Source organism: Bradyrhizobium sp. Ai1a-2 (genome assembly GCF_000426245.1).
GTDB lineage: Bacteria > Pseudomonadota > Alphaproteobacteria > Rhizobiales > Xanthobacteraceae > Bradyrhizobium.
On the sequence record NZ_AUEZ01000030.1, the window covers coordinates 32,808 to 53,658 of the forward strand.

Genomic DNA, 20,851 nt, shown 5'->3' on the forward strand with positions numbered 1-20,851 from the left:
TCACGCCGTCCACTCGTAGACCTCTTTCTCGTATGCCTCGGTGAAGCCGGCGCGCCGCAGATTGCGGTACGAATGTTCCAGCATGTACATGGTCTCGGAGACCTGCACCCTGCAGCCCATCTGCTCGGCGCGCTCGACACGTTTCGCAATGAGCGCCTGCTGCGCGCCGCGCTTGCGATGGCTTTCGGCGGTGGTAGCGGCCAGGAGATAGCCGATGTCCTCGAACAGGCAGAGCGCGGCGATCGCCACCGGCTGATCGCCGTCGAACGCCATGTAATGTACAAAGCCCTTGCGGCCGGCCGAGCGCGCATATTCCGGCCACAGCGTGTCGCCGAGCTGGTCGCGCGCGGCGTCAATCTCGTCGGTGGTCACCTCGCGGATGCTGAGATCGGTCCTGAAGTGAAGCGGCGAATGGGCTGTGCGCCACATGGTCGGATATCCGGTGCGGCGTGCGCGCGACAGGCCCCCCGCCTCGAGCCGCGCCCGCATCACGTCCATGTCGGGGCCCGGACTCAGCCAGACAAAGAAGCGCTTCACGCCCTGGGCCGTGAACAGATCGATGAAGCGCGCAACCGCATCGTCACTCATGGCGGGATCGGCGCCGCAGAGATAGACGCGATTGAGATTGGCGGATGGAAACGGCGCCTGGCGTTCGGGATCGATGGTCACGTAACAGTGACCGAACGGCGGACCGTCGAACTGACGGCGCACGAGCCGATAGGGCTGACAACGGCCGTCCAGCCATTGCGTCAGCCGCCGCATTTTCAAGGAGAGATCGACAACTTCCATGGCGATGCGGGGATCATGACCCTCGATCCGGGGCCATGATCCTAGCAACACTTATGCCGCCACGCGATGCGCCGCAATAATTTGATCGGCGGTCCGGCCGGTCACTTCGGCCATGTGGTCGAACTGCCGGGTGAAGCTGCCCGCGCCGGCGGTAGCCGAGCGGAGTTCCACGATCAGGTCGCCGATTTCGGCTTCCGGCATGGTGGCGCGGACGCAGTCCCAGCCGGACCAGCCCTCGCGGGTGTCGAAACCGAGGATCTGGCCGCGCCGCGCCGACAGGATCGCGTTAATCTTGGCAGTTGCGTCGGTCGGGCAGACGATTTCGACGATGTGGATCGGTTCCAGCAGCACCGGATGACAGTTCGGCAGCGCCTCGCTGACGCCGATCCGCGCCGCAGTGCGGAACGCGAGATCGGAGGAATCGACACTGTGGTAGGAACCGTCGGTCAGGCGCACATGGACGTCGACCACGGGAAAGCCGAGCGGCCCCTTCTGCAGGCCGTCGACCACGCCCTCCTCCACCGCGCCGATATAGTTCCGCGGCACCGCGCCGCCGACCACGGTCTCGTCGAAGGTGAAGCCCGTGCCGCGCGGCAGGGGCTTTATCTCGAGCATCACGTCCCCGAACTGGCCGTGGCCGCCGGACTGCTTCTTGTGCCGGCCGCGCTGGCTGACCGGTTTCCGGATGGTCTCCTGATAGCCGATCGCGGGAGGGTGCGATTTGACGTTGACGCCGAAGCGATCGCGCAGCCGTTCCACTGCGACGCGCAGGTGCATCTCGCCCTGCCCCCACAGCACGGTATCGTGCGTGCGCGCGTTCTGGATCTGGGTCAGCGACGGATCCTCCTCGTTCAGCCGCAACAGCGCCTGGCCGAGCTTGACGTCGTCCTTGCGGTCGGTGGCCGCGACCGACATCGCGAGCACCGGCGACGTCAGCGCGGCCTTGACCAGCGAGGGCGGCGCAGTCTTGCCGCTCGCCACCGTGTCGCCGGTCTTGATCGCATCGAGCTTGCCGAGCGCAACCGTATCGCCGGCTTCCGCCGCGGCACGCTTGGTGTCGAACGCTCCGTTCGCGGAGAGGATGCCCGAAACGCGGCCGGTCTCCCCGGACGAGGAGGTCAGTGTCGCGCCATCGTCGAGACGGCCGGCGAGCAGCCGCGCCAGCGACAGTTTGCCGCCGTGCTGCAAATGCACGGTCTTGAACACATAGGCGAGCGCATCCTTCGTTTCGGGGGCGCCAAGCCGCTTGGCGGTGTCGGCGATGCCAGGCGATTCATGGCGCAGTGCCTTCATCAGGCGCAGCACGCCGTTCTCGCGCAGCGCCGAGCCGAGCAGCACCGGGCAGATCACGCCTTCGCGCAGTTCGCGGGCGAGATCGTCGAACACGGCGTCGCGCGGCGGCTGGATGTCCTCCAGCAACTGCTCCATCAGCGCGTCATCGTGGTCGGCGAGTTTCTCCAGCATCGAGAAGCGCGCTTCCTTCTCGCGATCGAGATCGCCGCCGTCGAGCGCGACCACCTCGGACGGCTTGTGCTCGCGATAGACGAAGGCACGTTCCAGCGCCAGATCGACGAAACCCGCGATCAAGTCGCCGTTCCAGATCGGAATTTGCCGCAACACCAGCGGCACGCGCGAGGCCGGCTGCAGCGTGGTGAGCGTCTCGCGGACGCGCTTGTTGGCGCGATCGATCTTGTTCAGGAACAGGAAACGGGGAATAGCAAGCTCTTCCAATTCGCGCAGGATGAGCTGCAATTGCGGCAGCTTCTTCTCGTCGGCCTCGCAGACCACGATCGCGGCGTCGACGGCAGGAAGCGCCATGCGCATATCATGCGCAAATTCGACCGAGCCGGGACAATCGAGGAAGGTATAGCTGTCGCCCATGAAGGTCGTGGTGGCAGCGGTAAGCCCAACGCTCATCTTGTGACTGCGCGCTTCGGCACTGGCGTCGCCAACCGAAGTTCCGGCATCGACGCTGCCGGCTGTGCGGATCGCACCGGTTCGCGCCAGGATCGCTTCGAGAAGTGTGGTCTTACCGCTTTGGAAAGGGCCCACCAGTGCAATGCACCGTGGACCTCGGGGACTTCTGACGTCTTGTCCCATTGCCGTCTCCTCGTTTGGAGCTCGGCCCTTGATTGGGTCGGCAATCGGCAATGCTCCGCCCGTCGCGCACGTTTGGCAAGCGGGAAAACGTCGCTGCGCTGCGATGTAATGTAACGTAGCAGGCAAATCCGAGCCGCACCGTCATTGCGAGGAGCGACAGCGACGAAGCAATCCATTCTTACCGCGCACGGAAATGTGGATTGCTTCGCTTCGCTCGCAATGACGGCGAGAGACTGGCCTTAGCGTCCCGGCCGGAGTTCCAGGCTTTCGAGTCCGGCGGCGATATTGATGCCCACCTGACCCTGCAGACTCAGCGGCTGCAGCGCGATCGAATTGTTGGAGCCGCCGACCAGCACATTGCCGCCGACACCGACGCCGAGCGTCGCGCTGCCGTCCGCGCCTGCATAGTTGCCGGCAAGATCGCCCGGTCCGAGCCGCGAGGTCGGCGCATAGACGCCCCACGCCAGCGCCGTTTCCTCGGTGATGCCGATATCGAGGCCGACCTTCTGGATGGTCGCGATGTAGCGGTCTTCCGGCCTGCCCTCGACGCGCAGCACGCAGCCGAGATGGGTGACCGAGCCCACGATGAAGCCGACGCTGGCGCCGCCGCGGCACTCCAGGACGCCGACCTGCACGCGCTCTGGTCGCTGCGCATTGGCGCCGGCGATGACGGATGCGAGCGTGACGATGGCCGTGCCCGCGCAAAGGACGAAGCGACGCATGAAGATATCTCCGGCTGAAAAGATGTGACGGGAGTAGCGACGAAGGACGCGCCTGCCCCGCGACGCGTGCTCGTCTATGCCATAAGCTTTAAGGCAGCACCAGATTGGCGGCACAACCAAGTTGCGCTCCGCCGTCATCTTCAGGACATACGGCGCGATTCCGAAACTACAGGCCTGCTGTTTGACGCTCAAATCAGCCCCACCGTCATTGCGAGCGGAGCGAAGCAATCCATAGTGCCGCAAGCGGAGGCATGGATTGCTTCGTCGCTACGCTCCTCGCAATGACGGAGGAGAGAGCGAAATCAAAGAAAAAGGCCCGCTTGCGCGGGCCTTCTCATTCTCGCTCGATCGATTTGACTATCGCAGATTGCCGCAGAAGCGCTGGATGCGCTTGCAGGCATCTTCGAGATCCGAGGTCTTGGTGGCGTAGGAGATGCGGAACGCCGGGCCGAGGCCGAAGGCCGAACCGTGCACGACCGCGACGCCCTCGCTCTCCAGCAACTCGGTGACGAAGTCCTCGTCGTTCTCGATCACCTTGCCGCTCGGCGACGTCTTGCCGATGGTGCCGGCGCAGGACGGATAAACGTAGAACGCGCCTTCCGGCCGCGGGCAGTCGATGCCGGTGGCCTGATTCAACATCGAAACCACGAGGTCGCGCCGTTCCTTGAACACCTTGTTGTTCACGGGAATGAAATCCTGCGGACCGTTGAGCGCTTCGACGGCGGCCCACTGCGAGATCGACGACGGGTTCGAAGTCGACTGCGACTGGATCGTCGCCATCGCCTTGATGAGCTGCGCGGGCCCGCCGGCATAGCCGATGCGCCAGCCGGTCATGCAGTAGGCCTTGGAGACGCCGTTCACCGTCAGCGTGCGGTCGTAGAGTTTCGGCTCGATCTGCGCCGGTGTGGTGAAGGCGAAGTCGTCATAGACCAGGTGCTCGTACATGTCGTCGGTCATCACCCAGACATGCGGATGCTTCACCAGCACATCGGTGATCGCCTTCAGTTCGGCGCGCGTGTAGGCGGCGCCGGTCGGGTTCGACGGCGAGTTGAGGATGATCCACTTGGTCTTCGGCGTGATCGCCTTTTCCAGATCTTCCGCGCCGAGCTTGAAGCCGCGCTCGGCCGTGCACACCACCGGCACCGATTCACCGCCGGCGAGCGCGACCATTTCCGGATAGCTCACCCAATAGGGCGCGGGAATGATCACCTCGTCGCCCGGATTGATGGTCGCCATCAGCGCGTTGTAGAGCACCTGCTTGCCGCCGGTGCCGACGATCACCTGGTTCGGCTTGTAGGTGAGGCCGTTCTCGCGCAGGAACTTGGCGATGATCGCCTCCTTCAGCTCCGGAATGCCGCCGACGTCGGTGTACTTGGTCTTGCCGGCCTCGATGGCATGGATCGCCGCCAGCTTGATGTTGGCCGGTGTGTCGAAATCCGGCTCGCCGGCGCCGAGCCCGATGACATTGCGGCCCGCCGCTTTCAGCGCGCGTGCTTTATCCGTGACCGCGATCGTCGCGGACGGCTTCACACGGTCAAGCGCAGCGGACAGGAAGGACATCATCGTCTCCGAATTTTGGTGGAAAGAACGCACAACGGCGCCGCTCTGTTTCTAGGACTGTTGCGGTGCAGCGGCAAGCGAAAAGCAGGGTTTCCTCGGCACTTTTGCCGCAGCTTCACTTCGCTCACCCTCGTTTCGGTACAATCGGTACAAATGGATCGTGCCGCGATCACCGGATAGCAGAGGCGTGATCCCTGCTGCGCCAATAGAATCATTCTGCACGCGTGCGATGCGGGAGCGGTTTTCGACTTTTTCCATACCGCAGGTCTTGCGAGGCACCCCCATCGGCATCATTGTGGGGTTGCGCTTGCGGCGCCAACTGCTGCGAACGCCCTTCGATTGGTGAACGCGGCCAGATGTACAAGCTCTATTCGATGCAGCGCTCCGGCAACAGCTACAAGGTTCGCCTTGCGCTGGCGCTGCTGAATACGCCCTATGAGGCGATCGAGGTCGACATCCTGCGCGGCGAGAGCCGCACGCCGGAGTTTCTGGCGAAGAACCCGAGCGGCCAGGTGCCATTGCTCGAAGTCGAGGAAGGACGCTACCTCGCCGAATCCAACGCGATCCTCTGGTACGTCGCCGGCGGCACGCCGCTCGCACCGGAGTCGAAGATCGAGCGGGCCGAGGCGCTGCAGTGGATGTTCTTCGAACAGCACGCGCTGGAGCCGAATATCGGCGCGGCCTATTTCTGGCTGTCGCTGGTGAGGGGCGGCCGCGACCTCCAGACGCACGCGCTGGAGGATTGGATGGAGCGGGGCTATGCCGCGCTGCAGGTGATGGAGAACCACCTCAAGACCGCGCGCTTCTTCGCCGCCGACCAGCTCACGGTCGCCGACATCGCGCTCTACGGCTACACCCACCTCGCCGACCGCTGCGATTTCGATCTCGCCACCTTTCCGGCGGTCCGCGCCTGGCTCAGGCGGGTCGAACAAGTCCCAGGCTTCGTCGCAATGGATTGGCGGCCGGAGACCGAAATCGACGACACGGCTGATGTCGCCGCAGGGGCCTGAATAGCGGGAATTACGGGAATAACCCGTAAAATTACGGGTAAAACCTCCCATCGCGCCGTAATTCTGCCACTTTTCGGACGGCAGCCGCCGCAATATTGCCGGCGACGATTGCGAATCCGCCCGCCAGACAACGCAAGTGATTCGCCCCGCATGCGAGGATTTCGACCATGACGTGGTCGCCCGGCACGGCCGGCTTGGACAGTCGCACCGTGCCAGCAGTCCCGTCCCGACTGGCAAGCGCGACCGCAACCTTGGTCACGATCGGCGCGTTGTCGCTGTCTGTTGTGATCGCGCTGACAATGCTGTCGATCAAGGTCGCGATGGCGATGCCGCTTCCGACCTGATCCGGTGGTTTCCTTTTTTGGAGTTGATACCAACGCAAGGCGCGATGACTGAAATCGCGACCGGAGCATGCTGAAGACACCTGTCGGACTGGTAACGGTTGGACTGACGGTTGCGATCCTGCTCGCGGCCTCACTGCTGATCGTCACGGGCACCCGCGGCGAGGATCGCCCGGCTGCGGTGCGCGTCCTGCCCCGCGCTGTGAAGTAGCGTAGGTGACTTCACCTCCCATTCCAGTGCCGTAGTCCGGGTGGAGCGCCAGCGTAACCCGGGACCGCCCGCAAGCGCTGATGCAGATGTCCCGGGTTACGCTTCGCTTCACCCGGGCTACGAATTGCGCAACCAATCAAGTGAACCTGTGGAAGATCAGGAACGCGCCGGCGGCGATCAGGGCAAAGCCGAGCGCGTGGTTCCAGGCGAGCGGCTCCTTCAGATAGAGCACGGAAAAGCCCGCGAACACGATCAGCGTGATCACCTCCTGCATGGTCTTGAGCTGCGCCGCCGAATAGACCGCGCTGCCCCAGCGGTTGGCCGGCACGGCGAGCCAATACTCAAAGAACGCGATGCCCCAGCTTGCCATGATCACCACCGGCAGCGGGCTCTGCTTGAACTTCAAATGCCCATACCAGGCGAAGGTCATGAAGACGTTGGATGCGAACAGCATCAGGATCGGCAGGATCGTGGGAGGAATGGTAGGCATCGATGTCCTCTAGCAATGGTCCGCTACAGCATGACCGAGCATGATCTTCCCGAGCGATCCATGCCACGGAACTGGTTTCATGCAATTCGCATAGCATTTGACTCCAACAATGCGAAAGCTTGCCGAGCGCGATCAAACGCGTCTTAAGCGTGACGCACGAAACCCCGGCGCAGCCGAAACCAACCGTCAAACTACGCGCCTATCCTCGGTTGCAACGAGGCGCACGCATGCAGTCGAACTGGCGTACGATCCTGGGCCCTGCCCTCACGATGGCGACAGCGCTATCCGCCTTCGCCGTCGACCGTCATTTCGCGGCCGTGCCCAATCCGGCGCCATTGTTCGTCTGCATCGTCGCGCTCGCGAGTTCCATCGGCGGCACCGCGTCGGGCCTCTTGAGCGCAGCCATTGCGGTGGCGGGCTCGGCAGTCTTCTTCCTCAACCATCGCGCGACGCCGGGCTATGACTTCTCGGACCTGGCGCGGATGGCGATGCTGGCGGCGACCGCCGCCGTCACTGCCGTCATCACTGGCGTGCTCAGGCGGAAATGGATCGATGCCTTCGCCTGGGAGCAGAAGCATCATGCCACTGCCGAGCGCCTGAAAGCCGCGCTCGACCAGGTCGACATCGGCATTGTGCTGCTGGACTCGGACACGCGGGCGGAATTCATCAATCGCGCCTTCCGCGACTATTTCGCGCTAACCGACGAGCAGGCGGAAAGCAAACCGCCCTTCATCGCGCTGATGTATCATGGCCGCGACACCGGCGCCTATGAATTGCCGAAGCACGAACTGAACGAGTTCATCGCGCGGCGCATCGAAATGATGCGGATCGGCGATTCCACCCCGATCGACATCAACCTCGCCGACGGCAAGGTGCTGCGCTTCAGCTGCACGGCGCTGCCCGACGGCGGCCGCATGCTGAGCTACACGCCCGTGACCGATTTGGTGCGCCGCACCGACGATCCGAAGAAAGCCGACTATTATCGCTCCCTGCGCGGCATCGGTCGCGCGCTTGATCGCGGGCTCGGTTCGGCTTTGCGCGCCGCCGAATAGAGCATGATCCGGAAAAGTGGAGACCGGTTTTCCCTCGCGACAAACGCGAAGCGTTTGCGCGGAGATCATGCTCAAACAAAGAACTAGAGCGGGATGACGATTCGAAGAAAAGTCATCACGCTCTAGCGCCGATTGATCCGCGTCCATGGTGCCGATAATAACGACGGGCAGCATTGCCGCCATCGGCGGCACCATCTCCCGCTTCATTACGGCTTCGCCCATGTCCAACGACGTCATCATCCGCTTTGTCACCCGGCAGGACTACGAGCAGTGGCTGCCGCTGTGGGACGGCTACAACGCCTTCTACGGCCGTTCGGGCGCGACCGCGCTGGCGCCTGAGATCACGCGCATGACCTGGTCGCGCTTCTTCGATGCCTATGAGCCGGTGCATGCGCTGGTCGCCGAACAAAACGGCGCGCTGCTCGGTCTTACCCACTATCTGTTCCATCGCTCGACCACGGCGATCGAGCCGGTCTGCTATCTGCAGGATCTGTTCACCGGCGAGGCGGCGCGCGGCAAAGGCGTCGGGCGCGCGCTCATCACAGGCGTCTATGAGCAGGCGAGACGCGCAGGCGCTGCGCGTGTCTATTGGCAGACGCACGAGACCAACCACACCGCGATGCAGCTCTACGACAAGGTGGCCGAGAAGTCCGGCTTTGTCGTCTATCGCAAGCTGTTCTGAGCGATCGTCGCGAGGAGCTGCCGGCTACACTCCGGCTGTGGATAACTTGCCTGTCACCGGCACGTAACAAAGCCCGGCTAGGCTTTTTCCTGCGTTTGATCAGGCCCCCCGTCTCAGATCACACGCCCCCCGAGCGGTCCCCGTCAGTCGCCGCGTCTGACCGGGGCCGCTTTTTTTGCGCGACATCCGTTCATGGCTGCACTGCAGCCGGCGATGATGTGCAAGCCGGTCGCCGCCTTGCGAGGTCCTGGCGTGCGGGCCACAATGCCCTTCCTTTTCTTTCCTTCTGTTTTTTGGATCGATCCATGCAAATTCGCAATCTCGGCGGCTCCGGCCTGCGCGTTTCTGCCGTCGGCCTCGGCTGCAACAATTTCGGCCAGCGCACCGACCTCGAAACCTCGCGCCAGGTGATCCACCGCGCGCTCGACCTCGGCATCACGCTGTTCGACACTGCCGACATCTATGCCGGCATGGGCGGCTCGGAGACGGTGCTCGGCACCGTACTCGGAGACCGCCGCAAGGACATCGTACTGGCGACGAAATATTCCAAGCCGATGGCGACCGACGGCACCAAGCAGGGTGCCTCGCGGCGCTACATCATGTCGGCGGTCGAAGCGAGCTTGAAGCGATTGAAGACCGACTACATCGATCTCTATCAGCAGCACGATTACGACCCGCTGACGCCGATCGATGAAACCCTGCGCGCGGTCGACGATCTCGTGCGGCAGGGCAAGGTGCGCTACATCGGCAATTCGAACTTCCCGGCCTGGCGCGTCGCGGAAGCCGAATATGTCGCGCGCGCGATGAACGTGAATCGCTTCGTCTCCTGCCAGGACGAATACAGCCTCATCGTGCGCGACATCGAAAGGGACCTGCTGCCGGCAGCGCAGGAATACAATCTCGGCCTGTTGCCGTTCTTCCCGCTCGCGAGCGGCCTTCTGACCGGCAAGTACCAGCGCGGCGCCACTGCGCCTGCGGACACGCGCTTCGGCAAGATGCCGGGGCTGCGCGACCGCTACGTCACGCCGCGCAACGAGGACATCGTCGACAAGCTCCAGGCCTTCGCCAAGGAGCGCGGCCACACCTTGCTGGAGCTCGCCTTCTCCTGGCTCGCCGCCCGCCCGCAAGTCTCAAGCGTGATCGCCGGCGCTACCCGCGTCGAGCAGATCGAGCAGAACGTCAAGGCGATCGGCTGGACGTTGAGCGCGGAAGAGCTAACGCAAATCGACGCGATTACGAAGGGATAAGTCCTATTTGCGCTCTAGCTGTCGGGTCGGCGATGCCTTAACCTGCTCTTACTCGATCGCAAAGGCATCAGGGAATGGCTCGTAAGTCCGAAGAAGATGCTCAAGATGCGCTCGTCCGGGCGCAAGACCTCATCTATGACGCTTGGGAGGCAGGCACGGCTAGGCGCCGTATCGCACTTGCCGAGAAGGCACTGACAATCAGTCCACTGTGCGCGGACGCCTATGTCTTGCTGGCCGAGCATGCCAAGCCAAGTTCGGATGAGGAGCTTAATCTCTGGCGTCGTGGCGTCGAAGTCGGAAGGCAGGCCCTTGGTGATGCTGCTTTCGAAGAGTACGTGGGAGAGTTCTGGGGCTTCTTAGAAACACGGCCCTACATGCGCGCGCGTTTTGGATTAGCGCGAGCATTGTGGGCCCGCGGTGTTCAGGGCGAGGCAATCGACCACCTTCGTGACATCCTGCGGCTAAACCCGAACGATAACCAGGGGGCTAGGTACGTTCTGGCGGCGGTGCTCGTCGAAGCGCAACGGGACCACGACCTCGCCTTGCTTCTCAAGGACTATCCGGATGACGGTGCAGCCGCATGGTCCTGGACGGAGGCATTGGCGGCATTTCGGCGAGATGGCGACTGCAAGGAAAGCCGGGCGCGACTGACGCAAGCTATAACCGACAACGGCCACGTGGTGGCTTACCTATTGGGCGAGAGACCAGTTCCCAAATCATTGCCGTCATACATCAGCCCTGGTGACGAGGATGAAGCGATCTACTATGTGGTGGATTTCCGCGCCGGATGGGCAAACACGCTAGGCGCTATCGACTGGTTGCGGGTGGCGACTTCCCCGCGAAAGACCGTCGAGCGACAGGCGAGAGGCAGGTCACGCCTGCAATAGTCGACGCCCGTACAAAGCTGAGTCAATTCATTACAGAGGTTGGCCATGGGCTAGGGCTCCAGTCGCTTTCTACAATCAGCATCTGTGGTTATGGGTCCCGTCTCAAGGCCGGGACGACGGCGCGGCTGGGGTCTGCGCTTTACGATATCAACCCCTGCATCGGCTTGGCGGCGCGGCTGTCGGGGAACACGCTCTCCGCCAGCACGCGGTCGGCGAGGCCGAACCGGTCGCGCAGCACACCCTTCATCACCGCGCGCAGATCGGTGGTCGGTGCGAGGTCGCGGCCTTGATAGAGATTGGCGGGCTTCAGGCCTGGCCAATCCGAGATCACGCGTCCGCCCTTCACCGCGCCGCCGGCAAGCAGCGCGATGGTGCCGGTGCCGTGGTCGGTGCCCTCGGTGCCGTTGATGCGCGCGGTGCGGCCGAATTCAGTGGCGACCACGATCACGGTGTCGCGCCAGCGTTCACCGAGCCCGCTTTCGAATTCCGCCAGCGCGCCATCGAGGCCGCCGAGCAGTTGCGCGAGACGGCCGACCGGCCCGCCCTCCTTGGCGTGGGTATCCCAGCCGTCGAAGGCGAGCGCGCCGATCCGCGGACCATCATCGGCCGCCATCAACTTCGCTGCGCCGCGCGCCACCAGCCGCATCGCACTGATGCCATTGGTGCCCGCCTTCGGCTTCATCTCGTCGCCTTTCGCGACTTTCTCGAGTTGCAGGCCCTGCGTGAGCGCCGAGGCAAGCGCGGGATCGCGATGCTGGTAAAGCTCGAGCAGGCGCATTGCGGTGTCGTCATCGGCCTGCGGCAGCGCGACCGGCGCCCAGCCGACGGTCGGTGCCGCGCCGCGCAGCACCAGTGGCGTCGTCGGGCCGACCGCGAGCGCGCGCGTCACCCGCTCGCCCCTCGGCAGCGCTTCGAGCGCGCGGTTGAGCCAGCCCGACTGCACCCTGCCCGGACCGGCAAAGCCGCTCTCGAGCACATCCTGGCCGTCGAAATGCGAGCGCTCGCGATAGGAGGTCGCAACCGCGTGGATCACGGCGGCCTGCTTTGCGCGATACATCCGCGCGAATTCTGGCATCGCCGGATGCAGGCCGAAGAAGGAGTCGAGCATGACGGCCGCGTTCGGCCCGTCGGGCCTGAGCGCGATCGAGCCGTGCAGGCCGGCATAATCGGGATCGCCGATCGGCGCCACGGTCGCGAGGCCATCCAGCGCGCCGCGCAGGATCACCACGACAATCCGCGGATCGCGTCCGTCAGCCGCGCGCGCGAATTTCGGCACATACGCCCAGGCGGCGAACGCGGCGCTGCCGAGCAGCAGAGAGCGGCGCGAGGTCGCCTGCAGCAGCAGGCTTTCACGGCATTGCATCGTCACCTCCTCTGGAATTCCGGCGACATCAACAAGAGAGCCAACGCCTGCTGGCGCGATTCCGCGCGCTCGACGCTGCGGCGCGTATCCAAGGAGGCCGCATCCGCGGCGACCAGCTCGAGCAGTTCGCGCGGGTCGACGCCATCGCCAAGGCGCGAGGCGATCTGCGCCGAGATATCAAGCCGCAGCTTCATGCCTTCGGGCGCAGCCCATGCAGCGCTGGTATCGGGGAAACCGTTCGGGCCGGCCGGCGACCACAACGGCTGACCGAGGGCGTTGAGGCCACCCAGATAGCGGGAGGGATCTTCGGGATTGCGCCCGAGCAGCCGGCCGGAGGCAATCAGGAATTCATAAGGCGAGCGCATCTTGGTCAGCGGCGCGCCCCAGGCTTCGCTGGAATCCACCAGCGCGATCGCGAGCGCCTTCAGATCGCCGTCGGTCCTTCCGAAGACATCCTGCAGGCGCGCCACCAGGGCCGGCGGCGGATGGTCGGCCACGAAATGGCGCGCAAATTTGGTTGCGATGAATTTTGCGGTCGAAGGATGGCGCGCGATGTCGGCAAGCACGGCCTCGCCCTGCGCCACGCCATTCGGCTCGTAGACCTTGCCCATCACGCGCTGCGCGCCGGGCTGATGCGCGTTGGCATTGAACACGAAGGTCCCGGGCGGGCCGAGCTGCCCCTGCCGTCCGGCAAAGGTCCACCCCGTGAGGACGCGCGCGAGCGAGGTGACGTCGTCCTGCGTATAACCGCCGCCGACGCCGAGCGTGTGCAATTCCATGATCTCGCGGGCGAGGTTTTCGTTGAGGCCGCGGTTGCGGTTGATGCCGGCGCGCGAGTCCGGGCCGAGCGATTGCTGATTGTCGAGGAAGAACAGCATCGCCGGATGCTGCTCGACCGCCTTCAGCATGTCGGCGAAGCGGCCGAGCACATGCGGCCGGATCGCCTCGCGCTCAAACGCGCCGGCCCAGATCCGCGCTAGCCCGCCCTTGTTGGCGGAGATGCAGAAATGGTTCGACCAGAACACGACCAGGCGCTCGACGAAGCCACACTCGGCAAACGTGGCGCGCTGGATGCGCGCCAGCGCTTCGCCGCGAAACGTCTTCTGGATCACATTGGCCGATTGCGGCGGAGGCTTCAGCGGATTGGGCTGCATCGCCTCCGACCGCGCCATCGCGGGATTCGCGTTATTGCCGTCAGCGGGTTGTGCCATCGGCTCCGTGGCCGTCATGTCCTTGGCGATCGAGGAGAGCGACGGATTGCGGCGTTGTGCTTTGGGTTCCGTTGATGGCGCTTCCGTCGCTGCGGATTTCGCGACGGCGTCGCGTGCCTGCTGGATCTCGAACTGGTAGTCGAACAGGGCCTTGCCGAGCGACGGCGTCGAGGAGAGCCCGGGCATCTCCAGGAGCGCGGCATTGGCGCGATTGAGTTCGGATTTGACGAAGCCGCGCGGATCGGACGCCGCATTGACGAAATCGCCGGAAGCGCCGCCGCGGGCGCCGAACCCGAAGCGATTGAGCGCAACAAGGGCTGCTTGCGAATCGCGGGCCATCGGATTTCCCTTCGGACGTCCTCGGTCTATGATTTGCAGGAGCATGATCCGGAAAAGTGGGGACCGGCTTTCCGAAAAGATCATGCTCAAACAAAGAACCGCGGCATCATAGCGCGCATGCGGATGAACCCTGGATTAATTCAGCGAAGGAAAGCGGCCGATTACATGACAAATCGGAAAGAAAGCACCCCACGTCAGCTTTCCTGCAGACGCTGCGGCACCGCCTTCACCTGCAGCCTGTCGGGCGAATGCTGGTGCGTGGCGGAATCCTATCGCCTTCCAATGCCGGCGCATGATGGCGGCGACTGCCTGTGCCCGGATTGCCTGCGCGCGCTCGCGAGCCAGCAAACCGACACGGCCGCGACGTGACGATGCGTTGGGACATCAGCGCCGTCCTGCTCGACATGGACGGAACGCTGCTCGATACCGAGAAGGTCTATTTCGACAGCCTTGTCGCGGCGCTGAACGCGCATGGCTATACGGACGATGTCGCTTCCCTGTGCCACGCCATGATCGGTCTTCCCGGGCCGGAATGTGAGTTGATGCTGGTGAGGCGCTATGGCGACGATTTCCCGCTCGCCGAGATCAATAGGGCTTTCGCCACCAACCGGGACGAGACGTTCCGCGCAGGCCTGCCGCTGAAGGCCGGCGCCATTGAACTGCTCGATGCGCTTCGATCCGCGCAACGGCGGATGGCGATCGTGACCTCTTCCTCGCGCCGCTCCGCCGACCAGCACCTGACGCTCGCGGGAATCCGCGCGCGCTTCGACACCATCCTGACGCGGGACGACGTCACGCACTGCAAGCCGAGCCCGGATCTCTATCTGCTGGCCGCGACACGGCTCGGCGTGAAGCCGCAAGCCTGCGTCGCGATCGAGGATTCCAACCATGGCGTGACCGCGGCCTATACCGCCGGTGCGATCACGCTGATGGTGCCGGACATGATCCCGCCGACCGAGGAAACGCGCGCCAAATGCGCCGCGGTGCTGCCTGACCTCAACGCTGCGCTGGCGATGCTGCGCGAGCGCGGCGCGCTGTAGCTATACTTCGAAGCCGGGCGACTTGCGCGCCATGCCGTCGAAAGCGTCGAGCAGGCGCTCGCGCCAGGCGTAGACCGGATCGCTCTCGACCAGCAGCTTGAACGGGCTCACGACGCGCGCCCACTGGAAGCCACCGAACACGATGTAGTCGGCATAGTTCGGTCTATCGCCGCCGAGATAGGCCTGCGTCCGCAGCGTCAGCCGCAGCGGATCGAGGCTCTTGCGGAAGCCTTCGACGGCGCGATCGCGGGTGGCGGCGGCCTCTTCCAGCGGCTTGCCGAGCCGCGCCTCGCGCGTCTTGCGGAAATAGGTGACGTCGTCAGGCCCAAGATGCGCGGGGATGTCGACGACGATCAGCGGGAAGATGCCACCGATCACCGTGACATCGCCCCACCAGTTCAGCATGCGCCCCATCGCACGGCCGCCCTCGCCGCCGAACAGCGAGGGGCGGTCGGGATAAGTATCCTCAAGATAATTGGCGATCGCCCAGGAATCGGCGACCGTGGCATCGCCGTCGAGCAGCACCGGCACCTTGTCGGACTTGTGCGGCGCGATCGCTTCTTTCTGCGTGAAGCACCACGGGATCGACTCGGCGCCGAGCCCCTTATGCGCAAGCGCCATCCGCGCGCGCCAGCAATACGGGCTGAACGGACGGGACGTGTCGGCGCCGACGAGCTCGAACAGTTTCATGGCCATGGATCAATCTCTCAGATGTCGGCAGTCAGACTATCCGTCATTGCGAGGAGCGCAAGCGACGAAGCAATCCACGCTTCCGCACGTGGCGATATGGATTGCTTCGCTTCGCTCGCAATGACGGCGACAGCAGCGCTACCGCACCACCGCCGCGGTCTGGCCGAACAGGATCTTCCGCTCCTCCTCGGTACGGATCGCTGGCTGACCGAAATTCGGATTGACCTCTTTCGCCTTGGCATAGGCGCGCACCGTCGCGGGCCGATCCCGGATCGTTTCCAGCCAGCGCTTCAGATGCGGGAAATCGTCGATGTTCTGGCCCTGGTTCTGGTAGCCGACGACCCAGGGATAGCTTGCCATGTCGGCGATCGAATAGTCGCCGGCGACGAACTCGCGGTCGGCGAGGCGCTTGTTGAGCACGCCATAGAGGCGGTTGGTCTCGTTCACATAGCGGTCGATGGCGTATTGCAGCTTGTCTTGGGCGTAGTTGCGGAAGTGATGGTTCTGCCCCGCCATCGGCCCGAGGCCGGCCATCTGCCAGAACGTCCACTGGATCACGTCATGGCGGGCGTAGAGATCCGCGGGCAGGAACTTGCCGGTCTTCTCGGCGAGATAAAGCAGGATCGCGCCGGACTCGAACAGCGAGATCGGCTTGCTGCCACCCTTCGGCGCATGATCGACGATCGCGGGAATCCGGTTGTTGGGCGCGATCGCCAGGAATTCCGACGTGAACTGCTCGCCCTTGCCTATGTGGACCGGGATGATCTTGTAGTCCAGCCCGGTCTCCTCGAGAAACATCGTGATCTTGTGGCCGTTCGGCGTGGTCCAGTAGTGGAGGTCGATCATGGGCATGATCCTGCGGCTGGGAGGGAACGCGCATAGGAGAAAGATGCGAATGCATGAATCTCGCAGAACCTGTGGCGAGTCAATCGGGTTCTTTGCGCCATGTGCTCAAATTTAATCGGCGGGCCCCCGCCGGCGCATTGAGCCGAGATCGCCCCGGTCCTACACTCTTGCGCTCTCCGCCTTCAGAATATCTTTCGGGAGGATTCAATGACGAGAGATTTGCCACGACGTGATTTTCTCAAAGGTTCGGCCGCGCTCGCCGGCATTGCGGCCGCCGGCGGATTTTCCTGCGTCGAGATCGCCAGCGCGGCGCCGATCGAGGTGCCGACCGTCGACAAGTTGTCGATCCGCGTACTGGTCGACAGCAGCTTCGACATGTTCTTCCGCGCGAAGCAGGCAAACGGCGTATCGATCGCGCCGCCGACGCGAAGCGCGGACTTCCGCAAGTCGCTGCACAACGAATGGGGCCTGTCGCTATGGCTGGAATCGCAGGCCGCGGGGGCCCAGCGCACGCTGATGCTGGACTACGGCTACACGCCCGACGTGCTCATCAACAATATGGAGCTGGTCGGTGTCGAGCCGGCGAAGCTCGACGGGCTGATCGTCAGCCACGGGCACTACGATCATTTCGGCGGCCTGATCGGCTTTTTGGATAAATATCGCGACAAGCTTCCCGCCGACGTGAAGCTCTACGCCGGCGGCGAGGACAATTTCTGCCACCGGGTCAGTGCGACGCCGACCAAGGGCCAGTTCACCGATTTCGGCGCGCTCGACCGCCGCGAGCTTGCGGCGCACAAGGTCACGACCGTGCTCTGCGAAACGCCGACCGTGATCGCCGGCCATGCGTTCACAACGGGCAAGATCACGCGCCGCAGCATCGAGCGCATCCTGCCGCAGACCTGGGTCGAGTTCGGCATGAAGGACGGGCTCGGCTGCAATGCCAGCCACTATTTGCCAGCCGAGATGGAAGGCAAGATCGTCCCGGACGAGCACATCCACGAGCATGCGACCTGCTTCAACATCAAAGACAAGGGTCTCGTGGTGATCAGCTCCTGCGGCCATGTCGGCATCGTCAATTCGGTGAAGCAGGCGCAGGAGGTCTCGGGCATCCAGAAGGTGCATGCCGTCGTCGGCGGCTTCCATCTCGGGCCGGCGCCGAAGGACTACCTCACCGAGGTCGTGGCCCAGATCAAGAAGCTCGAGCCTGATGTCGTGGTGCCCATGCATTGCAGCGGACTGAACTTCGTGCAGGAAGCCAGCGCGCAGATGGGCGACAAGGTGCTCGTCACCACGACGGGCAGCCGCCTCTCCTTCGGCGCATGATCCTGCGCGCCGCCAGCAGCGCCGGCATCGGCCTGTGGCTGATGCTGGCGCCTGTTCTTGCGCCTGCCTGCGCGGGCGACGCGCCGGCGCGATCGGCGGCGGAGGTCATGGACATCCTGATGTGGAACCGGGAGCCAGTCGGCGGGCCGTTCGAGCTCGTCGACCACACCGGCCGCATCCGCACCGAGCGCGACTTCCGCGGACGGCTGATGCTGGTCTATTTCGGCTTCACCTATTGCCCCGATGTCTGCCCCACCGACCTCCAGGCGATCGGACTTGCGATGGACAGGCTCGGCAGCGATGCCGACAATGTGCAGCCTCTGTTCATCACGGTCGATCCCGAGCGCGACACGCGGCAGCATCTGGCCGAATATGTGCCGCTGTTTCATCCGCGCCTGATCGGATTGACCGGAAGCCTTGAGGCGATCCGCAAGGCAGCGGACGCCTACAAGGTCTACAGCGCCAAGGTGCCGCTCGGAAAAGACCAGGGCGACTACACCGTTGACCACACCGCCTTCATCTATCTGATGGACCGCGACGGCGGCTATCTCGGCTTCTTCCCGCCGGGCACCTCGGCCGACCGCATGGTCGAGATCATCCGTCCGCACCTCGCCAGGTAGAGCGTTTGCCACTGCGGCACTAAGCCAGCTCAGCCAATGCGGCCGTGCTCGCGCAGGAATCGTTCGCCACTTTCGGTGACCACCACCCGCAAACCCTCGACCGTGGGGCGGCGCACGACATAACCGCGATCGACGGCGTCTTCCCAGATCGTCAGCCGTGGGCAGGAGGTGCGCCAGGTCTCGATCACCTCGGCATAAGGCCGCGGCTCGCGCGCGATCCATTCGACCAGATCAAGTACGAGGGCGTCCGCCGGTTGAGGCATCAGGAACCTCCGTCAATGCGCCATCGCGCTGTTGCGCGCCACGAGCAGCCAGCCGCCATAGACGATGTAGTAGCTCGCCACCGTCGTGATCAGCCGGTTCGCCCAGGTGCGAAACTGCGCGTCGCTCATCGCCTCCAGGATCCGCCGCGCCAGCGTGGTGCCGAGCATCGAGGCTGCGACAGCCACGCCCGCCAGCACCGGATCGAGCGTCGCGGCCTGGTCGATGATGCCGCCGAAATAGATCAGCTTGGTAAAATGGCTCGCGACCTGGCAGGTGGCCTTGGTCGCAACCACCTCGCGGCGGCCGAAATTGCCGCCGAGGAAGAACGTGTCCATCAGCGGGCCGGAGACGCCGGTCATCAGCATCAGCCCCATGCAGACCGAGCCGTAGAACGTGCCCTGCCAGATGCTGTCGGGGTTCGGCTTTATCCCCTTCGGCATCAGCCGTGCCATGAATGGGGTGACGCCGAGCAGGAGCAGCGCGATCGGCTTGTCCGGCACGTAGCGCGTTGCCGACCAGAACGCCAGCGCCACGCCGCAGCCGATCATGTAGACCCCGACCGGCCGCCAGCGGATATGCGCCCGCCACAGCAAGGCGCGCCAGCCGTTACTGGCCATCTGCGTGATCGCGTGCAGCACCATCGCCGAGGGCAGCGGCAGGATGGTGAGCAGCACGCCGATCAGGATCAGCCCGCCGGCCATGCCGAACAGGCCCGACAGGAACGCTGTCGCGACCATCAGCACGCCAAGGGCTGCAATCACAAGCGCGCTCATCAAGACTCTCCTGTTGGGGTTGTGCCCTGCTTGCATGCTTCGCGCAAACTGAGTTATCTCCATCTGGCATCAGTTTTCCTGAGGGTCTCGCTTGCGGCGGCTGCTCTTTCTCAACGGCATCAAGGCATTCGAGGCTGCGGCGCGCACCGGCAGCTTTGCCGCCGCGGGCGCCGAGCTCAACGTCACGGCGGCAGCGATCAGCCGGATGGTGCATCTGCTGGAGGAGCGGCTCGGGGTGGCGCTGTTCGAGCGCAAGGCCAACCGCCTCGTCACCACGGCGGCCGGCCGCTTCTACCAGAGCGGATTGACGCCGATCTTCGATGCGCTGGCGAGCCTGACCGCGCAGGTCACAGCGCCCGCGAGCGTCCGTGTCCTCACCATCGGCGTCGGCCCGACCTTCGCGATGAAATGGCTGATCCCTCGGCTTGCCGATTTCCAGAAGCAGGAGCCCGAGATCGAGGTTCGCATTACCACCGGCGGCGCCGCGACGCCGGAGCCGTTCAGCGACGACTGGAGCTGCGGCATCAAGCTCGGCGATGGCAACTGGCCGGCGCTGGTGGCCGAGCCGCTGTTCGCCGCCGATCTCCTCCCGGTGTGCGCGCCGCGGCTGGCGAGCCAGCTCAAGCGCGCGAGCGACCTGAAGGGGAGAAGCCTGCTCCGCGTGGCGCACTCGCCGGACGATTGGTTGAAATGGCTGAAGGCCGCCGGCGTTGTCAGGGTCACGGCGCGCGGGCCGGAGTTCGAGTTCTACGGCCAGGCGCTGCAAGCGGCCGTCGACGGCCTCGGAGTGGCGATGGGAATCCGGCCCTATATCGACGACGATCTCGCCGCAGGGCGGCTGGTTGCGCCATTCGAGCTGAGCGTACCGAAAGGCATGCGCTGGTATCTCGTCTATCACGGCTTCCGCACCGGTCAGCGCGACTTCGCCGCCTTCCGCCGCTGGATCATCCGCGCCGCGGCCGAGCCCGCCACGCGCGGCAAGGGGCAGCGATCCCTGATGAGGGAAGACACGACCAGGTGATGATCACATTGTCGCAGCCTCGTCGGCTGGACAGCGCGGCCAATGACTGGCAATAATAAACAATTAGTGGTTGCATTTATATTTGACGACCCCCGCGGTCGCTTTGCTGGAAAACGCCATGTCCAAGGGCAGAGTTTTCCTGGTCGCTTTCGCTTTGCTGGTCTCATCCGTTCGAGCACCCGACGCCCAGCCGTCGGAAAGGCCGATCGGCATTCTGCTGGCTGTCGGCGACATCGCGAGCTGTCGTCGCGACCCTACGGAGCCTTACCC

At 64.3% G+C, this 20,851-nt stretch carries 23 protein-coding genes; 11 read left to right on the plus strand and 12 right to left on the minus strand.

All coding sequences use genetic code 11. The features are described from left to right. From K288_RS0119660 to K288_RS0119675, 4 genes are all read right to left on the minus strand, one after another. The gene (locus tag K288_RS0119660) at positions 1–789 is read right to left on the minus strand and encodes a GNAT family N-acetyltransferase (protein WP_027581103.1); all 789 of its coding nucleotides are present in this window, start codon (positions 787–789) and stop codon (positions 1–3) included. A 51-nt stretch (positions 790–840) separates the two neighbouring features. Then, on the minus strand, positions 841–2,889 hold the full coding sequence (locus K288_RS0119665) for an elongation factor G (protein ID WP_027581104.1): 2,049 nt from the start codon (positions 2,887–2,889) through the stop codon (positions 841–843). Between the two features lie 239 nt (positions 2,890–3,128). Continuing rightward, a complete protein-coding gene (locus K288_RS0119670; protein ID WP_027581105.1) occupies positions 3,129–3,611 on the minus strand; it encodes a DUF992 domain-containing protein in 483 nt (160 codons plus the stop codon). Positions 3,612–3,968: 357 nt separating this feature from the next. Beyond that, the gene (locus tag K288_RS0119675; RefSeq protein WP_027581106.1) at positions 3,969–5,171 is read right to left on the minus strand and encodes a pyridoxal phosphate-dependent aminotransferase; all 1,203 of its coding nucleotides are present in this window, start codon (positions 5,169–5,171) and stop codon (positions 3,969–3,971) included. Positions 5,172–5,527: 356 nt separating this feature from the next. On the opposite strand from K288_RS0119675, the gene K288_RS0119680 reads away from it, so the two are divergent. After that, a complete protein-coding gene (locus tag K288_RS0119680) occupies positions 5,528–6,181 on the plus strand; it encodes a glutathione S-transferase family protein (RefSeq protein ID WP_027581107.1) in 654 nt (217 codons plus the stop codon). Between the two features lie 31 nt (positions 6,182–6,212). Here the strand turns inward: K288_RS0119680 and K288_RS0119685 are convergent, their stop codons facing one another. Next, positions 6,213–6,563 carry a hypothetical protein gene (locus K288_RS0119685; protein ID WP_027581108.1) on the minus strand — a complete coding sequence of 117 codons (351 nt, stop codon included), beginning with the start codon at positions 6,561–6,563 and terminating at the stop codon, positions 6,213–6,215. 29 nt (positions 6,564–6,592) lie between these two features. Here K288_RS0119685 and K288_RS54175 point away from each other — a divergent pair, with 29 nt between their 5' ends. After that, positions 6,593–6,733, plus strand: a complete 141-nt coding sequence (locus K288_RS54175) for a hypothetical protein (RefSeq protein ID WP_201449698.1) — start codon at positions 6,593–6,595, stop codon at positions 6,731–6,733. Positions 6,734–6,869: 136 nt separating this feature from the next. On the opposite strand, the gene K288_RS0119695 is transcribed toward K288_RS54175, so the two are convergent. Continuing rightward, positions 6,870–7,223: a DMT family protein gene (locus K288_RS0119695; protein WP_027581109.1), complete on the minus strand. Its 354-nt coding sequence runs from the start codon at positions 7,221–7,223 to the stop codon at positions 6,870–6,872. 227 nt (positions 7,224–7,450) lie between these two features. Here K288_RS0119695 and K288_RS0119700 point away from each other — a divergent pair, with 227 nt between their 5' ends. The 4 genes from K288_RS0119700 (at position 7,451) to K288_RS45965 (ending at position 11,091) form a co-directional block, all read left to right on the plus strand. Beyond that, the gene (locus K288_RS0119700; protein WP_027581110.1) at positions 7,451–8,275 is read left to right on the plus strand and encodes a PAS-domain containing protein; all 825 of its coding nucleotides are present in this window, start codon (positions 7,451–7,453) and stop codon (positions 8,273–8,275) included. 220 nt (positions 8,276–8,495) lie between these two features. Continuing rightward, the gene (locus K288_RS0119705; RefSeq protein ID WP_027581111.1) at positions 8,496–8,957 is read left to right on the plus strand and encodes a GNAT family N-acetyltransferase; all 462 of its coding nucleotides are present in this window, start codon (positions 8,496–8,498) and stop codon (positions 8,955–8,957) included. A gap of 305 nt (positions 8,958–9,262) precedes the next feature. Beyond that, positions 9,263–10,204: an aldo/keto reductase gene (locus K288_RS0119710; RefSeq protein WP_027581112.1), complete on the plus strand. Its 942-nt coding sequence runs from the start codon at positions 9,263–9,265 to the stop codon at positions 10,202–10,204. 74 nt (positions 10,205–10,278) lie between these two features. Further along, a complete protein-coding gene (locus K288_RS45965; protein ID WP_043160249.1) occupies positions 10,279–11,091 on the plus strand; it encodes a hypothetical protein in 813 nt (270 codons plus the stop codon). A gap of 139 nt (positions 11,092–11,230) precedes the next feature. On the opposite strand, the gene K288_RS0119720 is transcribed toward K288_RS45965, so the two are convergent. Both K288_RS0119720 and K288_RS0119725 read right to left on the minus strand, forming a co-directional pair. Beyond that, positions 11,231–12,454, minus strand: coding sequence for a DUF1501 domain-containing protein (locus K288_RS0119720; RefSeq protein WP_043160250.1), 1,224 nt, complete (start codon positions 12,452–12,454; stop codon positions 11,231–11,233). A gap of 2 nt (positions 12,455–12,456) precedes the next feature. Continuing rightward, positions 12,457–14,004 carry a DUF1800 family protein gene (locus K288_RS0119725; protein WP_027581114.1) on the minus strand — a complete coding sequence of 516 codons (1,548 nt, stop codon included), beginning with the start codon at positions 14,002–14,004 and terminating at the stop codon, positions 12,457–12,459. Positions 14,005–14,169: 165 nt separating this feature from the next. Here K288_RS0119725 and K288_RS50715 point away from each other — a divergent pair, with 165 nt between their 5' ends. Both K288_RS50715 and K288_RS0119735 read left to right on the plus strand, forming a co-directional pair. Further along, the gene (locus tag K288_RS50715) at positions 14,170–14,373 is read left to right on the plus strand and encodes a cysteine-rich CWC family protein (protein WP_084799660.1); all 204 of its coding nucleotides are present in this window, start codon (positions 14,170–14,172) and stop codon (positions 14,371–14,373) included. A 2-nt stretch (positions 14,374–14,375) separates the two neighbouring features. Next, on the plus strand, positions 14,376–15,044 hold the full coding sequence (locus K288_RS0119735) for an HAD family phosphatase (RefSeq protein WP_043160252.1): 669 nt from the start codon (positions 14,376–14,378) through the stop codon (positions 15,042–15,044). On the opposite strand, the gene K288_RS0119740 is transcribed toward K288_RS0119735, so the two are convergent. Together K288_RS0119740 and K288_RS0119745 are read right to left on the minus strand one after the other, a co-directional pair. After that, positions 15,045–15,740 carry a glutathione S-transferase family protein gene (locus K288_RS0119740; protein WP_027581116.1) on the minus strand — a complete coding sequence of 232 codons (696 nt, stop codon included), beginning with the start codon at positions 15,738–15,740 and terminating at the stop codon, positions 15,045–15,047. Positions 15,741–15,872: 132 nt separating this feature from the next. Beyond that, positions 15,873–16,580 carry a glutathione binding-like protein gene (locus tag K288_RS0119745; RefSeq protein WP_027581117.1) on the minus strand — a complete coding sequence of 236 codons (708 nt, stop codon included), beginning with the start codon at positions 16,578–16,580 and terminating at the stop codon, positions 15,873–15,875. Between the two features lie 207 nt (positions 16,581–16,787). Here K288_RS0119745 and K288_RS0119750 point away from each other — a divergent pair, with 207 nt between their 5' ends. Continuing rightward, a complete protein-coding gene (locus K288_RS0119750; RefSeq protein WP_027581118.1) occupies positions 16,788–17,903 on the plus strand; it encodes an MBL fold metallo-hydrolase in 1,116 nt (371 codons plus the stop codon). After that, the gene (locus K288_RS0119755; protein ID WP_051334626.1) at positions 17,900–18,523 is read left to right on the plus strand and encodes an SCO family protein; all 624 of its coding nucleotides are present in this window, start codon (positions 17,900–17,902) and stop codon (positions 18,521–18,523) included. Before K288_RS0119750 ends, K288_RS0119755 begins: the two co-directional genes overlap by 4 nt. Positions 18,524–18,552: 29 nt before the next feature. Here the strand turns inward: K288_RS0119755 and K288_RS0119760 are convergent, their stop codons facing one another. Then, on the minus strand, positions 18,553–18,786 hold the full coding sequence (locus tag K288_RS0119760; RefSeq protein ID WP_027581120.1) for a hypothetical protein: 234 nt from the start codon (positions 18,784–18,786) through the stop codon (positions 18,553–18,555). Between the two features lie 12 nt (positions 18,787–18,798). Further along, the gene (locus K288_RS0119765; RefSeq protein ID WP_027581121.1) at positions 18,799–19,560 is read right to left on the minus strand and encodes a sulfite exporter TauE/SafE family protein; all 762 of its coding nucleotides are present in this window, start codon (positions 19,558–19,560) and stop codon (positions 18,799–18,801) included. Positions 19,561–19,651: 91 nt separating this feature from the next. Between K288_RS0119765 and K288_RS0119770 the strand changes: the two genes are divergently transcribed. Beyond that, complete coding sequence (locus K288_RS0119770) at positions 19,652–20,581, plus strand: LysR substrate-binding domain-containing protein (protein WP_027581122.1); 930 nt, start codon at positions 19,652–19,654, stop codon at positions 20,579–20,581. Positions 20,582–20,851: the final 270 nt, after the last annotated feature.

What these genes read in the sequence shown, in the direction of transcription:
- K288_RS0119735 (WP_043160252.1), top strand. Translation starts at nt 14,376, where the DNA reads ATGCGTTGGGACATCAGCGCCGTCCTGCTCGACATGGACGGAACGCTG.
- K288_RS0119680 (WP_027581107.1), top strand. Translation starts at nt 5,528, where the DNA reads ATGTACAAGCTCTATTCGATGCAGCGCTCCGGCAACAGCTACAAGGTT.
- K288_RS0119705 (WP_027581111.1), top strand. Translation starts at nt 8,496, where the DNA reads ATGTCCAACGACGTCATCATCCGCTTTGTCACCCGGCAGGACTACGAG.
- K288_RS0119765 (WP_027581121.1), bottom strand. Translation starts at nt 19,560, where the DNA reads ATGAGCGCGCTTGTGATTGCAGCCCTTGGCGTGCTGATGGTCGCGACA.
- K288_RS0119710 (WP_027581112.1), top strand. Translation starts at nt 9,263, where the DNA reads ATGCAAATTCGCAATCTCGGCGGCTCCGGCCTGCGCGTTTCTGCCGTC.
- K288_RS0119750 (WP_027581118.1), top strand. Translation starts at nt 16,788, where the DNA reads ATGACGAGAGATTTGCCACGACGTGATTTTCTCAAAGGTTCGGCCGCG.
- K288_RS0119745 (WP_027581117.1), bottom strand. Translation starts at nt 16,580, where the DNA reads ATGATCGACCTCCACTACTGGACCACGCCGAACGGCCACAAGATCACG.
- K288_RS0119700 (WP_027581110.1), top strand. Translation starts at nt 7,451, where the DNA reads ATGCAGTCGAACTGGCGTACGATCCTGGGCCCTGCCCTCACGATGGCG.
- K288_RS50715 (WP_084799660.1), top strand. Translation starts at nt 14,170, where the DNA reads ATGACAAATCGGAAAGAAAGCACCCCACGTCAGCTTTCCTGCAGACGC.
- K288_RS0119660 (WP_027581103.1), bottom strand. Translation starts at nt 789, where the DNA reads ATGGAAGTTGTCGATCTCTCCTTGAAAATGCGGCGGCTGACGCAATGG.
- K288_RS0119755 (WP_051334626.1), top strand. Translation starts at nt 17,900, where the DNA reads ATGATCCTGCGCGCCGCCAGCAGCGCCGGCATCGGCCTGTGGCTGATG.
- K288_RS54175 (WP_201449698.1), top strand. Translation starts at nt 6,593, where the DNA reads ATGCTGAAGACACCTGTCGGACTGGTAACGGTTGGACTGACGGTTGCG.
- K288_RS0119725 (WP_027581114.1), bottom strand. Translation starts at nt 14,004, where the DNA reads ATGGCCCGCGATTCGCAAGCAGCCCTTGTTGCGCTCAATCGCTTCGGG.
- K288_RS0119670 (WP_027581105.1), bottom strand. Translation starts at nt 3,611, where the DNA reads ATGCGTCGCTTCGTCCTTTGCGCGGGCACGGCCATCGTCACGCTCGCA.
- K288_RS0119720 (WP_043160250.1), bottom strand. Translation starts at nt 12,454, where the DNA reads ATGCAATGCCGTGAAAGCCTGCTGCTGCAGGCGACCTCGCGCCGCTCT.
- K288_RS0119665 (WP_027581104.1), bottom strand. Translation starts at nt 2,889, where the DNA reads ATGGGACAAGACGTCAGAAGTCCCCGAGGTCCACGGTGCATTGCACTG.
- K288_RS0119695 (WP_027581109.1), bottom strand. Translation starts at nt 7,223, where the DNA reads ATGCCTACCATTCCTCCCACGATCCTGCCGATCCTGATGCTGTTCGCA.
- K288_RS0119740 (WP_027581116.1), bottom strand. Translation starts at nt 15,740, where the DNA reads ATGGCCATGAAACTGTTCGAGCTCGTCGGCGCCGACACGTCCCGTCCG.
- K288_RS45965 (WP_043160249.1), top strand. Translation starts at nt 10,279, where the DNA reads ATGGCTCGTAAGTCCGAAGAAGATGCTCAAGATGCGCTCGTCCGGGCG.
- K288_RS0119760 (WP_027581120.1), bottom strand. Translation starts at nt 18,786, where the DNA reads ATGCCTCAACCGGCGGACGCCCTCGTACTTGATCTGGTCGAATGGATC.
- K288_RS0119675 (WP_027581106.1), bottom strand. Translation starts at nt 5,171, where the DNA reads ATGTCCTTCCTGTCCGCTGCGCTTGACCGTGTGAAGCCGTCCGCGACG.